Source organism: Rhizobium herbae, from assembly GCF_019511375.1.
Lineage (GTDB): Bacteria > Pseudomonadota > Alphaproteobacteria > Rhizobiales > Rhizobiaceae > Pararhizobium > Pararhizobium herbae_A.
This window is the reverse complement of sequence record NZ_JAEUAO010000001.1, coordinates 1,092,075-1,106,252: the sequence shown is the minus strand read 5'-3', so window position 1 is coordinate 1,106,252 and position 14,178 is coordinate 1,092,075. Positions and strand designations below refer to the sequence as shown.

Sequence of the window (14,178 nt, the reverse complement as noted above, 5' to 3'; positions counted from 1 at the left end):
AAATATACGGATGTCTCAGAAAATCGAAAATGCCGTTGCCCTCGTGACCGGTGCCAATCGCGGTATCGGCAGGGCGTTCGTGTCGGAACTCCGGCGCCGGGGCGTGAAGAAAATCTATCTCGGTGCCCGCGATCCGGCTTCGCTTGCCGATCTCGTTTCGCTCGATCCCGGTCGTCTCGTCGCGCTCAAACTCGATGTCACCAATGCAGCGGATATCGAAAACGCCGCGAAGGTCGCCACTGACGTGACGCTGCTGATCAACAATGCCGGCTTTGCCGGTGGGCAGGGCGTCATCTCCGCTCCCGACGTGTCGATCGCCCGCCAGGAAATGGAGGTCAACTACTTCGGGATCCTGGCGCTGTCGAAAGCCTTTGCGCCGATCCTGGCGAAGGTCAGGCAGAGCAGCATAGTCAATGTGCTTTCCTTCCTTTCGCTCGTGACCTTGCCGCTGGCCGGCACCTACTCCGCCTCGAAGGCTGCCGGGCTTGCTGCCACACGCTCGATCCGTGCTGAGCTTAAGGGGCAGGGAACACATGTCGTTGCCTCGATGCCAGTGCAGGTGGAAACGGATATGGGACGCAGCCTGCCGGAGCCACGTTTGCAGCCGTTGGAAGTTGTCCGCGACACGCTCGACGCCGTCGAAACTGGGGTGGAGGAGGTCTTTCCGGGCGAACTGACCCGCAATGTTGCGGCAGCCTTCGCCGCTGACCCAAAGGGCCTCCAGGCACAGATGTCGACCAGACTGCCCGCATGATCCAGTTCGGCACTCGGCGGGAAATGCCCGATATTTTTCCGCCGTCGCCCGCTTGCGCAAACTTTCGTCTCACGCTAACACTTTCGCCATGACACAGGCACGCATCCTTTCGATCTGGTGGTGGGCTCGCTGAAGCGGCCTTGACCAGTCATGCGTGATTGAGACGATAAGCCGCCCGGAAGTTTCGAGGCGGCTTTTTTGTATTCGGGCCGCAGGAATGGCGGGTCTGAACGGAGCGAAAAATGGCGACGACAATTCTTGAAGACGGTGCGGAAGCCTATACCACCAAGGGCGGGATTTCCGTCACCCGCCGGCGGCGCGAGGCGGCCTATGGCGACGCGATCGCGAGCTATGTCGACCGGCTCGACGAGCGCCGTGGTGCCGTGTTTTCCTCCAACTATGAATATCCGGGTCGGTATACCCGCTGGGACACGGCGGTCATCGATCCGCCGCTTGCCATATCCTCTTTCGGCCGTTCGCTCTGGATCGAAGCCTATAACGAGCGCGGCGAGGCGCTGCTGTCGATGATTTCGCAGCATCTCGCCGGGATCGCCGACATCACGCTTGGCAAATCGACCGCCCGCCGTCTCGATCTGACGATCAACACGCCGGACCGGGTCTTTACCGAAGAAGAGCGCTCGAAGATCCCGACGGTGTTCACGGTTCTGCGTGCCGTCACCAATCTGTTCCATTCGCAGGAAGATTCGAGCCTCGGGCTCTATGGCGCCTTCGGCTACGATCTCGCCTTCCAATTCGACGCGATCGAGCTGAAGCTGAAGCGCCCGGACGACCAGCGCGACATGGTGCTGTTCCTACCCGACGAAATCCTCGTCGTCGATCACTATGCCGCCAAGGCCTGGATCGATCGCTATGATTTCGCCAAGGATGGCATGACGACGGAGGGCAAGGCCGGCGATATCGCGCCCGAACCTTTCCAGACCATCGACAGCATCCCGCCGCATGGCGATCATCGCCCGGGCGAATATGCCGAACTCGTCGTCAAGGCCAAGGAGAGCTTCCGTCGCGGCGACCTCTTTGAAGTCGTGCCGGGCCAGAAATTCTTCGAGCGCTGCGAGAGCAAGCCTTCGGAAATCTCCAACCGGCTGAAGGCGATTAATCCGTCGCCCTATTCCTTCTTCATCAATCTCGGCAACCAGGAATACCTCGTCGGCGCTTCGCCGGAAATGTTCGTGCGTGTCTCCGGCCGCCGCATCGAGACCTGCCCGATTTCCGGCACGATCAAGCGCGGTGACGATCCGATCGCCGATAGCGAACAGATCCTCAAGCTGCTCAATTCCAAGAAGGACGAATCCGAGCTGACCATGTGCTCGGACGTTGACCGCAATGACAAGAGCCGCGTTTGCGTGCCGGGTTCCGTCAAGGTCATCGGCCGCCGCCAGATCGAGATGTATTCACGCCTCATCCACACGGTCGACCACATCGAAGGCCGCCTGCGCGACGACATGGATGCTTTCGACGGTTTCCTCAGCCACGCGTGGGCGGTTACCGTCACCGGTGCTCCGAAGCTGTGGGCGATGCGCTTCATCGAAGCCCATGAAAAGAGCCCGCGCGCCTGGTACGGCGGCGCCATCGGCATGGTTGGCTTCAACGGCGACATGAACACCGGCCTGACGCTGCGCACCATCCGCATCAAGGATGGCATTGCCGAGGTTCGTGCCGGCGCTACATTGCTCAACGACAGCAACCCGGAAGAAGAAGAAGCCGAAACCGAACTGAAGGCCTCCGCCATGATCGCAGCGATTCGCGACGCAAAATCCGCTAATACCCGCGGTGCGGGCCGCGACGTCGCCTCCGTCGGCACCGGTGTCAACATCCTGCTGGTCGATCACGAGGACAGTTTCGTCCACACGCTGGCAAACTATTTCCGCCAGACGGGCGCGACGGTCACGACGGTCCGCACCCCGGTCGCCGAGGAAATCTTCGACAGGGTGAAGCCGGATCTCGTCGTTCTGTCACCCGGTCCCGGCATGCCGAAGGATTTCGACTGCAAGGCGACGATCAAGAAGGCGCGTGCCCGCGATCTGCCGATCTTCGGGGTCTGCCTCGGTCTGCAGGCGCTGGCGGAAGCCTATGGCGGCGATCTGCGCCAACTCGCCATCCCGATGCACGGAAAGCCTTCGCGCATCCGCGTGCTCGAGCCGGGCATCGTCTTCTCTGGCCTCGGCAAGGAAGTAACGGTCGGCCGCTACCACTCGATCTTCGCCGATCCCTCGACGCTGCCGCGCGAGTTCATGATCACGGCCGAGAGCGACGACGGCACGATCATGGGCATCGAGCACATGAAGGAGCCGATTGCCGCCGTGCAGTTCCACCCGGAATCGATCATGACACTCGGCGGCGATGCCGGCATGCGGATGATCGAGAATGTGGTGGCGCATCTGGTCAAGCGGGCGAAGATCAAGGCTGCGTAACCCCGCGCACTTCGCCCGGGTTTGAGGCGACCATGCGCTTTTCGCCAGCGGGGCTTTGACAAGTCGGTCGCTTTGAACCATATGCGCATCAACCGAAACCGCTGAAGCGCTCGAACCGCTTCAGCGGTTTCGGCGTTCTAAAGAACCGATTTTTGCAATTCGTTTGCATGTGCAGGGAGAAGACAATGCAGGAGGTGTCGGCCGCACAGCGCCTGGCGTTCTGGGGTATTCCGATCGCAGTTGCCGTGCTGGGGCTGAAGATGCTCGCCTGGTGGCTGACCGGATCGGTGGCGCTGCTGTCCGACGGGCTGGAATCGATCGTCAACGTGGTGGCTGCCATCATAGCCTATGCCGTGATCGGTTATGCGGCCAAACCCGCCGATGCCGATCATCCCTTCGGCCACCACAAGGCCGAATATTTCTCGGCCGTCGTCGAGGGCGTGCTGATCGTCGTGGCGGCACTGCTGATCGTTTTCGAAGCGATACCCGCCATCCTGTCGCCGAGGTTACCGCAAACGCCGGCGCTCGGTCTGGCGGTCAATTTGTTGGCCGGCGTCGTCAATGCTATATGGGCTTATGTGCTCATCCGCGCCGGGCGAGCCTATCGCTCGCCCGCCTTGTCCGCGGACGGACATCACATCATGTCAGACGTCGTGACTTCGGCGGGTGTGCTGGTTGGTCTTGTGCTGGCTATCGCCAGCGGCTATGCGGTGCTCGATCCGCTGCTTGCGGTCTTGGTTGCCTGCAACATCCTCTATGAGGGCTGGAAGGTGATCGCGCGGTCGATCGACGGGCTGATGGACAGGGCCGTGTCGGAGGACGAGGAGGCGGCCATCACGCAGGCGATCACGGCCCATGCGGCGGGATCGCTCGGCGTGCACGCCTTGAAGACGCGGCAGGCGGGAACGGCGATCTTCGTCGAATTTCACATGGTGGTTCCGGCTACGATGTCGGTCGGGGAGGCGCACGACATCTGCGATCGCCTGGAAGACTCGATCCGGGAGGTCAATCGCGGCGCAAAGATCACCATTCATGTCGAGCCGGAAGGCGAAAAGGCCCATGGAATCAGGGTCAAGGTTGTCGAAGGAGTGAAAAAATGACAAAAACCGATGTATCCGGCCTCTCGCAGCTCGGCCAGAACGTGGCTGCCCCGCAAAGTCCGGAGGAAGCGCTGCTGGAGCGGGTGCCGAACGGCAATGCCGGCACGGGTTTCGTCGTGCGCTTCACCGCGCCGGAATTCACCTCGCTTTGCCCGATGACCGGGCAGCCGGATTTTGCTCACATCGTCATCGACTATCTGCCGGGCGATTGGCTGGTGGAATCGAAGTCGCTGAAACTCTTCCTTCATTCGTTCCGCAATCACGGCGCGTTCCATGAGGATTGTTCGATCTACATCGCCAAGCGGATCGTTGAACTGCTCGACCCGAAGTGGCTGAGAATTGGCGCCTACTGGTATCCGCGCGGCGGTATTCCGATCGATGTCTTCTGGCAGACGGGTGCGCCGCCGGAAGGCGTCTGGTTGCCGGATCAGGGCGTGCCGACCTATCGCGGCCGCGGCTGAAAATGAAAACGGCGGGCTTGTGAGCCCGCCGCTTCTCTTTGAATGCGCGGCGATCAGTTGAGGATCAGCGCGAGGCCGGCAAACGCGGTGAGGCCGCCAAGGAGCCGGGAAAAGATTGCGCCTGAAGGCAGGCGGCTGATGCCGAGACCAAGGCCGATGCCCGCCGCGTGCAGAAGCGCCGTCGCCATGATGAAGCCGGTGCTGAAGGGCAGGGCGCCGGCCGCTCCCAGCTCGCCGCCATGGGCGTAGCCGTGGAAAAGCGCGAAGACGCCGACAATGGCAGCGCAGGCGGTCGCCTGCCAGCGGACGGCCAGGGCGACCAGCAGGCCGAGCGCGACGACCGAAGCAAGGATTGCAGGCTCGACGAAGGGCAGGTGTATGCCCGTGACTGCCAGTCCGAAGCCAAGGGCCATGATGCCGACAAAAGCTGCCGGAACGCCCCAACGAGCGCGTCCGCCGATCTGTGCTGCCCAGAGGCCGACGGCGACCATCACCAGGAGATGATCGAGGCCTGAGAGCGGATGGGTGAAGCCCGCCATCAGCGACCCGTGCTCGGCCGGATCGAGGTGGGCGAAGGCGGGAGTGATCGAAGCGGCGAAGGCCAATGCGGCGAGAAGAATGCGTCTTTTCATTATGGTCCCCACTGGAGGGCGGGGCGTGGGAGCAGCCCGCCGGATGCGAATTCGTGACATCGCATCTTATTTCGCAATGCTCTCCTGTCCATACGGCATTTGCCCTACCTCTCGTCTTTACCATAGCCGCAATGGGCTGCTGATTGCGCTTTCATACCCATCCGCTTTTGTTGCATTGTTTTCGCGCTCGAGTCGCCTTATCTGACTGCGGCAGGACAATTGATTTTATTTCGCGGGAGACAGCGGATGAACGAAGACGAAGACGACAAGAAGACGGAGCTGCCTTTGGGCAAAGAAACCGAGGCGAACCTGTTCAAGTCGCGCTCGATTTTCATCTATGGCCCGATCAATCAGGAACTGGCGCAGAAGGTCTGCTCGCAGCTCGTGGCGCTTGCCGCCGCAAGCGACGAGGATATCCGCATCTACGTGAACTCGCCTGGCGGACACGTTGAATCCGGCGATTCGATCCACGACATGATCAAGTTCATCAAGCCGAAGGTCTGGATGATCGGCACGGGCTGGGTCGCGTCCGCCGGCGCGCTGATCTATGTCGCGGCTCCGAAGGAGCGTCGCATTTGCCTGCCGAACACGCGCTTCCTGCTGCACCAACCGTCCGGCGGCACCCGCGGCATGGCGTCCGACATCGAGATCCAGGCTCGTGAAATCCTCAAGATGAACGAGCGCCTGAACCGGATCTTCTCGGAAGCCACCGGCCAGCCGATCGAAAAGATCGCCAAGGACACCGACCGCGACTACTGGCTCTCCGCCGAGGAGGCCAAGTCCTACGGCCTCGTGTCGCGGATCATCACCTCGCAGGCCGATATCTAATCTTTGCCGGCTTTTGAAGCTTTTGCCCCGCTGGTCTTCCGGCGGGGTTTTTCGCTCTCAGTCGGCGGTTGCCGAGAGCGGGTGGCCGGCGAGCGCGGCATCGATCGTGACCAGCTTCATGCCCTCGACCGCGCATTGGGCAAGCAGCAGGCGATCGAATGGATCCCGGGTCGGGGGCTCAGGCTCGGAATGGGCAATTGCATGGCGTTCGTTGACGGCAACGATTTTCATGCCGAATTCCCGGGCAAGCGTCGGCAAAAGCTCTGGGGGCTGAAGAATATCCAGCTTCCCCAGTCTCCATTTGATAGACATTTCCCAAAGCGTTGCGGCGCTGAGAAACAGCTCGTTCTCGCTTGCGTTAAGAAGAGCCCCTATCTGTTTGCCGAACTGTTCCGGTTGAGATTTCAGCATGGCGATGTAGATGTGGGTGTCGAGCAGCAGCTTCATCAGGGCGTCATTTGACGGACGGCAAAGGGCTTATCAAAAAATCCTCGGGTAAGGGGTCATCGAAATCGGGAGCTACGTAGCCGATTATTTCCTTTATGCCGTGTTCCCTTTTATAATTTTCAAAACCCTCCCAGTTGATCCCCCCCTTCTTCTTCGGGGGCACAAGCTCCATCACCGGTTTGCCGTTGCGGGTCACCGTGATCGTCTCACCGGCCTCGACGCGGCGAGCGAGTTCGGTCAGCTTGTTCTTGGCTTCGCGGATCGGAATCTGAACCATGAAAGCAATGTAGCTGCATGTGGCTGCATTTTCAAGGTTCACAAATTGGTGAGCCTGATCTTGCTCTTGAGTTGCTCTCCGTTTATACAGCGCTGATGTCAAACACAGGCGCACAGATCATCGAGCAGGTTTCCCGCGGGCACATCGCCTTTGCGGACCGTTCGTGCGCCTCGCTTCTTCTTCTCGGCCTTATGCGCGGTTGCCGGGTTCTTTGAAGGAGCGCCCGGTGGCCGAAAGCCCACCGGCCCCAGCTCCTTGCCTTCCCTGAATAGCAGACGAAAAGAACCTCAAGAGCCAGCATTTGCCATCGCAATGCGATCCACGATCGGTTATTGCATGCGGGAAATGCGCCTCAGACACGAAGAGAAGCCGCAATGATCATGAAATCCCACACCGTCAAGCAGGGCATGCCCGAGGCTGCCGTCAAGTATCAGCCCTATCCGCAGATCAATATTCCGGACCGCACCTGGCCGGGCAAGACCATCACCCAGGCGCCGATCTGGTGTTCGGTCGACCTGCGCGACGGCAACCAGTCGCTGGTCGATCCGATGGGCCACGACCGCAAGGCCCGGATGTTCCAGCTGTTGCTCGACATGGGCTTCAAGGAAATCGAGATCGGCTTTCCCTCCGCCTCGCAGACGGATTTTGATTTCGCCCGCTGGTGCGTCGAGGAAGGCAATGTGCCGGATGACGTGTCGCTGCAGGTGCTGGTGCAGTGCCGGCCAGAACTGATCACCCGCACGTTCGAATCGCTGCAGGGCGCCAACAAGCCGATCGTTCATTTCTACAATTCCACCAGCGAATTGCAGCGCCGCGTGGTGTTCGGCAAGGACGTCAAGGGCGTCAAGCAGATCGCCACCGATGCCGCAAAGATGATCACCGACATGGCGGCCAAGGCTGGGGGCGGTTTCCGCTTCGAATATTCGCCGGAGAGCTTTACCGGCACGGAATTGGAGGTCGCGCTGGAAATCTGCAACGCGGTGACTGAGATCGTCCGGCCGACGGCAGAAAACAAGCTGATCCTCAACCTGCCTTCGACAGTCGAAATGGCGACGCCGAACATCTATGCCGACCAGATCGAGTGGATGTGCCGCAATCTCGACAATCGCGAGAACTTGATCATCTCGCTGCACCCCCACAACGACCGCGGCACCGGCATCGCGGCCACCGAGCTTGGCCTGATGGCCGGCGCCGACCGCGTCGAAGGCACGCTGTTCGGCAACGGCGAGCGCACCGGCAACGTCGACGTCGTGACGCTGGCGTTGAACATGTTCACGCAGGGGATCGATCCGCAGCTGGATTGCTCGGATATCGAGCGGATCAAGGACGTCTATGAATACTCCAACCAGATGACGATTCCGGAGCGCCACCCTTATGTCGGCGAACTGGTCTACACGGCCTTTTCCGGCTCGCACCAGGATGCGATCAACAAAGGCATGAAGGCGATCAAGGTCGCCAACAAGCCGCTCTGGGAGGTGCCCTATCTGCCGATCGATCCGCAGGACGTCGGCCGCTCCTACGAGGCGATCATCCGCATCAACTCGCAATCGGGCAAGGGCGGCATCGCCTATATCCTGCAGGAGGACTATGGCATCAACCTGCCGCGCAATCTGCAGGTGGAGTTCCGCGAAGATATCCAGCGGATCACCGACGAACTCGGCAAGGAATTGCCGTCGAAGGCGATCTATGCGCGCTTCATCGAGCGTTACGTCGATCAGCCGAATGCTCGCATCCGCTTCGTTGACCACCACACCTATCCGGTCGGCGAGCACAAGGGCGTGCGCGTGGTGGCGGCTGAAATCACCGATAACGGCGAGACAAAGCGGATTGAAGGCAAGGGCACCGGCCCGATCGACGGCTTCATCAATGCGCTGTCGATCTATCTCGGTGTCGAAATGTCGGTCGCCGATTATTCCGAGCATTCGCTGCAGCACGGCTCGAACGCGGCGGCGATCGCCTATGTCGAAGTGGAGTATCCGGGCGGCAAACTCTTTGGCGTCGGCATCAACACGAACATCGTGGCGGCTTCCCTCGAAGCCATCGTTTCCGCGGCGAACCGGGTTCTTCAGGCAGGCTGAAATCCTTTTCCTTGCATGAAAAGGGCCGCACCCCATGGATGCGGCCCTTTTTCGCGTCGCTCCGGCTTTTCTGAATTCCTCAGGTGTCGGCAGGCTGGCGGTTGCGGCTCAGCGCGACCGCCGCCGAGGGCGTTGCGACCTTACGGATCATTGCGCCTGCCGGCGGACAGCTGTACGGCTGGCGCTGGCTTATGCGGGAAGCTGGGCGGCGGCGGACATCAATTCCTGCCGGCTCGGGCTGGTGAACAGGTGCCGCCCCTCGTCGGTGACTTCGGTGAAGCACCAGCGGACGATGCCGTCCCTGTCGAGCAGGAACTCCCCAGTCAACTGGCCGTATCCGTCGGCCTTCATCTGCCGGTCGTCCTCTGTGACTTCGTATCCGTCCAGCTTGTCGAGAAATTCGGAAGCCGCCACCGGGTTCATCGGTTCGGGCAGTTCGCCGGGTAGATCGACGCGCATGCTCATCACCGTGCCCATGTCGACCTTGTACGGCCATCTGTTCTCGTCCTCGGTGAATTCGAGATTGGGCAGGCCGAAGGCGCGATGCGACACCCGTTCTGGATCGGACGCGGCGAGCAGATTGGGTATCGGATGGTAGCGGAAATAGAGCCGCGCGCGTTCGGTCGGTGTGTTGACAACCGTCAGGCTGTCGATGCCCTGGTCGCGCAAAGGCGTTTCCAGCTCCGCCATCGCCGCGATCTGGCGGCGGCAGAACGCGCAGTGCAGGCCGCGAAACAATCCGACAAGGACGGGTCTGCGGCCACGAAAGTCGTCGATGGCGATCTTGCCGCCATGGGTGATTGCGTCAAGCACCACATTCGGTGCGCGGTCGCCGGGCCGCAACGGGCCCTGGATGTTGTGTTGCTCCATTGCTGAATTCCTCCGCTAGTCAAGGAACGGCAGTATCACTAGTGTTTTGGGGTCGATATCATGCCGCGCGCAGATGTCCTGCGCCAAATCGAAGTAGCGTTCCGCCCCCTGCATGTCGTTGGCGTCGAGGCTGAGCGTTGCCAGACCATCGTAGCACGGAAAGAGCAATTGCGCCTCACCGGAGTCGCGAGCGGCCTCGAGAGCCTCAAGATAATGTCGTCTGGCGAGATCCGGCTCGCCGTGGCACTGATAGATCTGCGCCAGCACCAGCAGCGGCACCGGCAGATGGTCCCGCTGGTCGAGTGCCCGGTCGATCGCCAGTGCAGTTTGCACCGCAGGCATTCCCTCTCGCGCGCAGCGGTCGGTGAAGGTGCAGTAGGCGACGGCGATGTTGGTCAGCAACCGTGCCTGGAACCCGAAATCGCCGATCCGTTTCGCCATCTCGTAGCCGCGCTGGCAAATCTCGATGGCGAGCGCCGGATCGATGATCGTGTAAAGGACGCCGAGATTGGTATATCCGCGGCAGGCCGCATTGAGCTGGCCGCAGCGGAGCGCCGCCTCGACGCTACGCTCGACCTCGGCGACGGCTTCCCTGGTTTTCCCGAGCCGCGCCAACGCCGTCCCCTTGGTATTGAGCGCCTGCGCGATCGCCAGTGTCGCTTCGTTTGCTTCACTCTCGTCGCTTTTTTGCGGCGGCAGCCGCTCGGCGCAGCGCAATGCTTCGTCGGCCCATCTGACGGCGCCCGCATAGTCACCGCTGCGGAAAGCGAGGTGACCCTGTTCCTGCAGCAGATGCGCCTGTTCGATCGGGGCGTTCGTGTCCTGGAGCAGTGCTGCGGCCTCGGCGAAACGGCTGCGCGCGGCATCGCGATTGCCGGCATCGAAGAGCAGCCGGCCGAGCTTGCGCAGTATCCGCGCAGCCGCCAGGTGATCGTCGGCATCCTGGTGGGCTTTGAGGGCGTCCCTGTAAAATTCCATCGCCCTGTCGCGTTGACCGGCCGGTCCGTAAAGGTCGGCAATCCGCTCGCATGGCACGAGCCACGCGCTGTCTTGGCGATCGCCGAGTGCGTCAAATGCCTCGCGGTAGAAGCGCAGCGCGTCCTCATTGGCATAGGTCCGTCGAGCCTCGTCTCCTGCAGCCGTCAGGTAAATGGCAGCCTTTGACTTGTGCGCAGAGCGGCCGAAATGGTAGCCGAGCAGGGCGAGATCCTCGAGCCGGGTCGGTTGCGTGCCATATCGCCGCTCCAGGGTCTCGGCGATAAGCCCGTGCAGTTCGGTACGCCGTTTCAGAAGCAGGTTGTCGTAGATCACCTCATGCAGCATTGTCTGGCAGAAACCAAAACTGTCTGACGCAACTCCGCCCGGTGACTCCTCGATGATTTCCGCCTCGCACAGATGGTCGAGACCCGTTTCTATTCCCGCCGGGTCGCTGAAGATTGCTTCGAGGACCGATGTCTCGAAGCGCGTGCCGATGACCGCCGCCGTCTGGGCGAGCTTCCGTACCCGTGGCGGCAGCCGATCGATCCTGGCCAGCATCATTGCCTGGATACTGAGGGGAATGTCCGCAGCCGCCGTCGCCTTGTTAACTTCCCAGCGTGCGCCGTCGCGCCTCAACTCGCCGCTCTCGATAAGGCGTCGCACGATCTCCTCGATGAAAAGCGGGTTTCCGCCGGCCCGCTCGACGATTCGGTTGCACAGTCGTGCCGGCAGTCCGCCCGCGCCGAACAGGGCAGAAAGCAGTTCGTGGCCTTCGGCGGCAGAAAGGGGAGGCAGACGCAGCATCGTCAGGCTGGCCTTGGCAGAATTCAGCCGGTCCGTTTCGAATGCGGGCCTGTGGGTCGTCAGCAGCATCAGCCGGTTGCGCTCCAGCCGATCCATCGCAAACCGCAAGGTTTCCAGCGAGGCCGTATCGGCCCAATGCAGATCCTCGATTATCAGAAGCAGCGGCGCCCGTTGGAGGCGGCGCTCGAGAATGGTGCGGATGGCATAGAAAATCTGCCGTCGCAGCTGCTCCGGCTCCACGTGCTTGAGCACTCCGTCGGGATCGCCGAAACCGAGAATGCAAAGGAAAAGCGGTATCAGCCGCTCCCGTTCTGCGGCCGCCAGGTCGAGCGCGTCCAGGCCGCTGGAGAGCTGCCGGCGGGCGTCGTCGGGGCTGTCGTTTCCACCAATGTCATAGGCACAGCGCACGATGGCGGCGAGGGTGCCGTAGGATGGCTCCCCGAAGGACGAGCAGGCCGCCTGTCGCACGACAACATCGGCAAAGCGGGGTTCGTGCCGGACTTTTTCGAGGAATTCGTCCACCAGGCGCGTTTTGCCGGCGCCGGCTTCCCCCGTCAGGCGGACGAATTGCGTAACGCCCGAGCAGGCGGCATCCAGGCAGCGCAGCAGGCCAGCGAGTTCCGCATCGCGACCGACCATCGGCGCGTGGAGGCCGAGGGCGGACAGGCCACGGGGATTGGCCGCCGCCTCGACGCGTCCGGTCAGCCGATGTATCAGCACGCCTTCGGCTTTGCCACGCAATGGCAACGTGCCGAGCGAGTTGAAGGAAAACGCATGCCGTGTGAGACGATGGGTGACGGGCCCGACGAGGATGTCGCCGGGTTCCGCCATCGCCTGCAGGCGCTGTGCCGTGTTCACGGTATCGCCCGTCACCGAATAGGCCTTGCTATTGCTTGCACCCACGCCGCCGGCGACCACCGGTCCCGTGTTCACGCCGATATGCAGCGCAAGCGGCAGGCTGATGCGGGTACTCCAGCGCTTGGCGACGCCGGCCACCCGGCGGCTCATTTCGAGCGCGCTGTGCAATGCCCGTTCCGGATCGTCCTCATGCGCTTGCGGTGCGCCGAACAGGGCGAGCAGGGCATCGCCGATGAATTTGTCGACAAACCCGCCAAACGTTTGCACCGCTTCGGTCAGTTCTTCAAACAGCTCATTTTGCAATGTCTGGAGCAGCTCCGGATCGGTCTGCTCGCTGAGCGCGGTGAAATTGCAAAGATCGGCGAAGAGCACCGTAACGGTGCGCCGGTCGGCATCGGCAGACTGATCGGATATTGCCGGCTCGGAGGCGGCTTCGGCAACCGCCATGGGGACAGGTGGCGGCTGCGAGCGGGGCTGCTGTGGTTTCTGGGTTGCCGGCCCGGCGGCAATTGCTGTGCCGCATTGCGGGCAAAACGCAAAGTCCGGCTGGCAGGGATAGCCGCATCCAGGGCAGGATTTCGGCTGCTTTGCTCCACAGCTCGGGCAAAAGGCAAATCCGGCTTGGATTTCACAACCGCATTGAACGCAGTTCATCACCGCTGGCCTCGTGAGCCATGCGCCCACCGGCTCCCTTGAGCGTGGCCGTGGCCCCTACAGCGACAGATAATGGACCCTATTCCAAGGGGTGGCAAGCGCGGAACCCCGTCCGCCTCGTGTCCGGAGGGTCTCCGGTCCCTGCGCTGTGCTATGCCGGCGACGCCATTCAGATTGCGGTTGAAACAGTATCGGCCAACTGCTGCAGATTTGCGTCGGACGAAGGACCGACGACCACATAGGAGGCGCCGCCCTTCTGCCAGGAAATCATTGCGAGATCGTCGCGTATGCTTTCTGCCATGTTTCGATCTGATGTGCCCGGCTTGCTTTTCAGGAAACAGATGGCGAAGACGTCGCCGTCCTCGTTCTTGTACATCAGCTGCGCCACCGGTTTTCCGCCAGCGACGAGCAGCCGGGCTCCTTCGAAGGTGAGGCCGCGCGTGCTCAGGTCCGGCAGGGAAAAGTTTACGCCGACACTCGATGCTAGCCAGCTTTCGATCTTGGCGCCGCTCGAAGCCGGCACTTCGACGAGATGTTCTGCGGTCTGCCGCGAATAGATGCGATGATAATCTGCGATGTCGTCGAGCCAGGTGCGGGCCGCCGCCACGTTCACCGAGGGCGCACCGTCATTGCTGGTCCTCCCGATGATGTAGCCGGTTGAACTGCCGATCAGCAGCAAGGTGATCGAGGCGGCAAGCGCCCGCGGCCACAGCCGGACCTTCGTCTCGCGCGGTGCAGCGTTGACGACGCGCTCTGCCTTCGGATTGACGCCCGGGCCCTGCTTGATCCGCCGAACCAGCGACAACGGAACCGGATCGTGCAGAAATTCCTCGAAAGCCTTGTTGCCAAAGGCATTTCCAGCTTTCAGCATTTCGAGCAGCATTCTGGCCTCGTCGTCGCGCGCCACCAGCTGTTCCAGTTCCTTGCGTTCTGCTTCGCTGACTTCGCCGTCGAGATAGGCCGACAGGCGAACTTCAAGCGCGAGCCCTTTCGTGTTTTGCAACG

Annotated in this window: 12 protein-coding genes; 6 read left to right on the top strand and 6 right to left on the bottom strand. The window is 61.7% G+C overall.

Annotated features, from left to right (window positions below):
* Positions 1-10: 10 nt before the first annotated feature.
* The 4 genes from JNB71_RS05385 to queF all read left to right on the top strand — a co-directional run bounded on the left by JNB71_RS05385 (position 11) and on the right by queF (position 4,747).
* The gene (locus JNB71_RS05385; protein ID WP_220370767.1) at positions 11-754 is read left to right on the top strand and encodes an SDR family oxidoreductase; all 744 of its coding nucleotides are present in this window, start codon (positions 11-13) and stop codon (positions 752-754) included.
* A 242-nt stretch (positions 755-996) separates the two neighbouring features.
* Complete coding sequence (locus JNB71_RS05380) at positions 997-3,186, top strand: anthranilate synthase (protein ID WP_220370766.1); 2,190 nt, start codon at positions 997-999, stop codon at positions 3,184-3,186.
* A gap of 185 nt (positions 3,187-3,371) precedes the next feature.
* Positions 3,372-4,286, top strand: coding sequence for a cation diffusion facilitator family transporter (locus JNB71_RS05375; protein ID WP_220370765.1), 915 nt, complete (start codon positions 3,372-3,374; stop codon positions 4,284-4,286).
* Entirely contained in the window at positions 4,283-4,747 is a 465-nt protein-coding gene (gene queF / locus JNB71_RS05370; protein ID WP_220370764.1) for a preQ(1) synthase, read from the top strand. Before JNB71_RS05375 ends, queF begins: the two co-directional genes overlap by 4 nt.
* A gap of 53 nt (positions 4,748-4,800) precedes the next feature.
* On the opposite strand, the gene JNB71_RS05365 is transcribed toward queF, so the two are convergent.
* Positions 4,801-5,379 (bottom strand): HupE/UreJ family protein, encoded by a 579-nt coding sequence (locus JNB71_RS05365; protein WP_220370763.1) that lies wholly within the window; start codon positions 5,377-5,379, stop codon positions 4,801-4,803.
* A 246-nt stretch (positions 5,380-5,625) separates the two neighbouring features.
* On the opposite strand from JNB71_RS05365, the gene JNB71_RS05360 reads away from it, so the two are divergent.
* Positions 5,626-6,207, top strand: a complete 582-nt coding sequence (locus JNB71_RS05360) for an ATP-dependent Clp protease proteolytic subunit (RefSeq protein WP_112857248.1) — start codon at positions 5,626-5,628, stop codon at positions 6,205-6,207.
* Between the two features lie 57 nt (positions 6,208-6,264).
* On the opposite strand, the gene JNB71_RS05355 is transcribed toward JNB71_RS05360, so the two are convergent.
* Both JNB71_RS05355 and JNB71_RS05350 read right to left on the bottom strand, forming a co-directional pair.
* On the bottom strand, positions 6,265-6,654 hold the full coding sequence (locus tag JNB71_RS05355) for a type II toxin-antitoxin system VapC family toxin (protein WP_220370762.1): 390 nt from the start codon (positions 6,652-6,654) through the stop codon (positions 6,265-6,267).
* A 7-nt stretch (positions 6,655-6,661) separates the two neighbouring features.
* Complete coding sequence (locus JNB71_RS05350) at positions 6,662-6,931, bottom strand: type II toxin-antitoxin system Phd/YefM family antitoxin (protein ID WP_220371155.1); 270 nt, start codon at positions 6,929-6,931, stop codon at positions 6,662-6,664.
* Between the two features lie 374 nt (positions 6,932-7,305).
* Here JNB71_RS05350 and leuA point away from each other — a divergent pair, with 374 nt between their 5' ends.
* Complete coding sequence (leuA, locus tag JNB71_RS05345) at positions 7,306-9,009, top strand: 2-isopropylmalate synthase (protein WP_220370761.1); 1,704 nt, start codon at positions 7,306-7,308, stop codon at positions 9,007-9,009.
* Between the two features lie 189 nt (positions 9,010-9,198).
* Here the strand turns inward: leuA and JNB71_RS05340 are convergent, their stop codons facing one another.
* The 3 genes from JNB71_RS05340 to JNB71_RS05330 form a co-directional block, all read right to left on the bottom strand.
* A complete protein-coding gene (locus tag JNB71_RS05340) occupies positions 9,199-9,879 on the bottom strand; it encodes a redoxin domain-containing protein (RefSeq protein ID WP_220370760.1) in 681 nt (226 codons plus the stop codon).
* A gap of 15 nt (positions 9,880-9,894) precedes the next feature.
* Positions 9,895-13,173, bottom strand: coding sequence for an adenylate/guanylate cyclase domain-containing protein (locus JNB71_RS05335; RefSeq protein ID WP_220370759.1), 3,279 nt, complete (start codon positions 13,171-13,173; stop codon positions 9,895-9,897).
* A gap of 169 nt (positions 13,174-13,342) precedes the next feature.
* Entirely contained in the window at positions 13,343-14,176 is an 834-nt protein-coding gene (locus JNB71_RS05330; RefSeq protein ID WP_220370758.1) for an anti-sigma factor family protein, read from the bottom strand.
* Positions 14,177-14,178 lie beyond the last annotated feature (2 nt).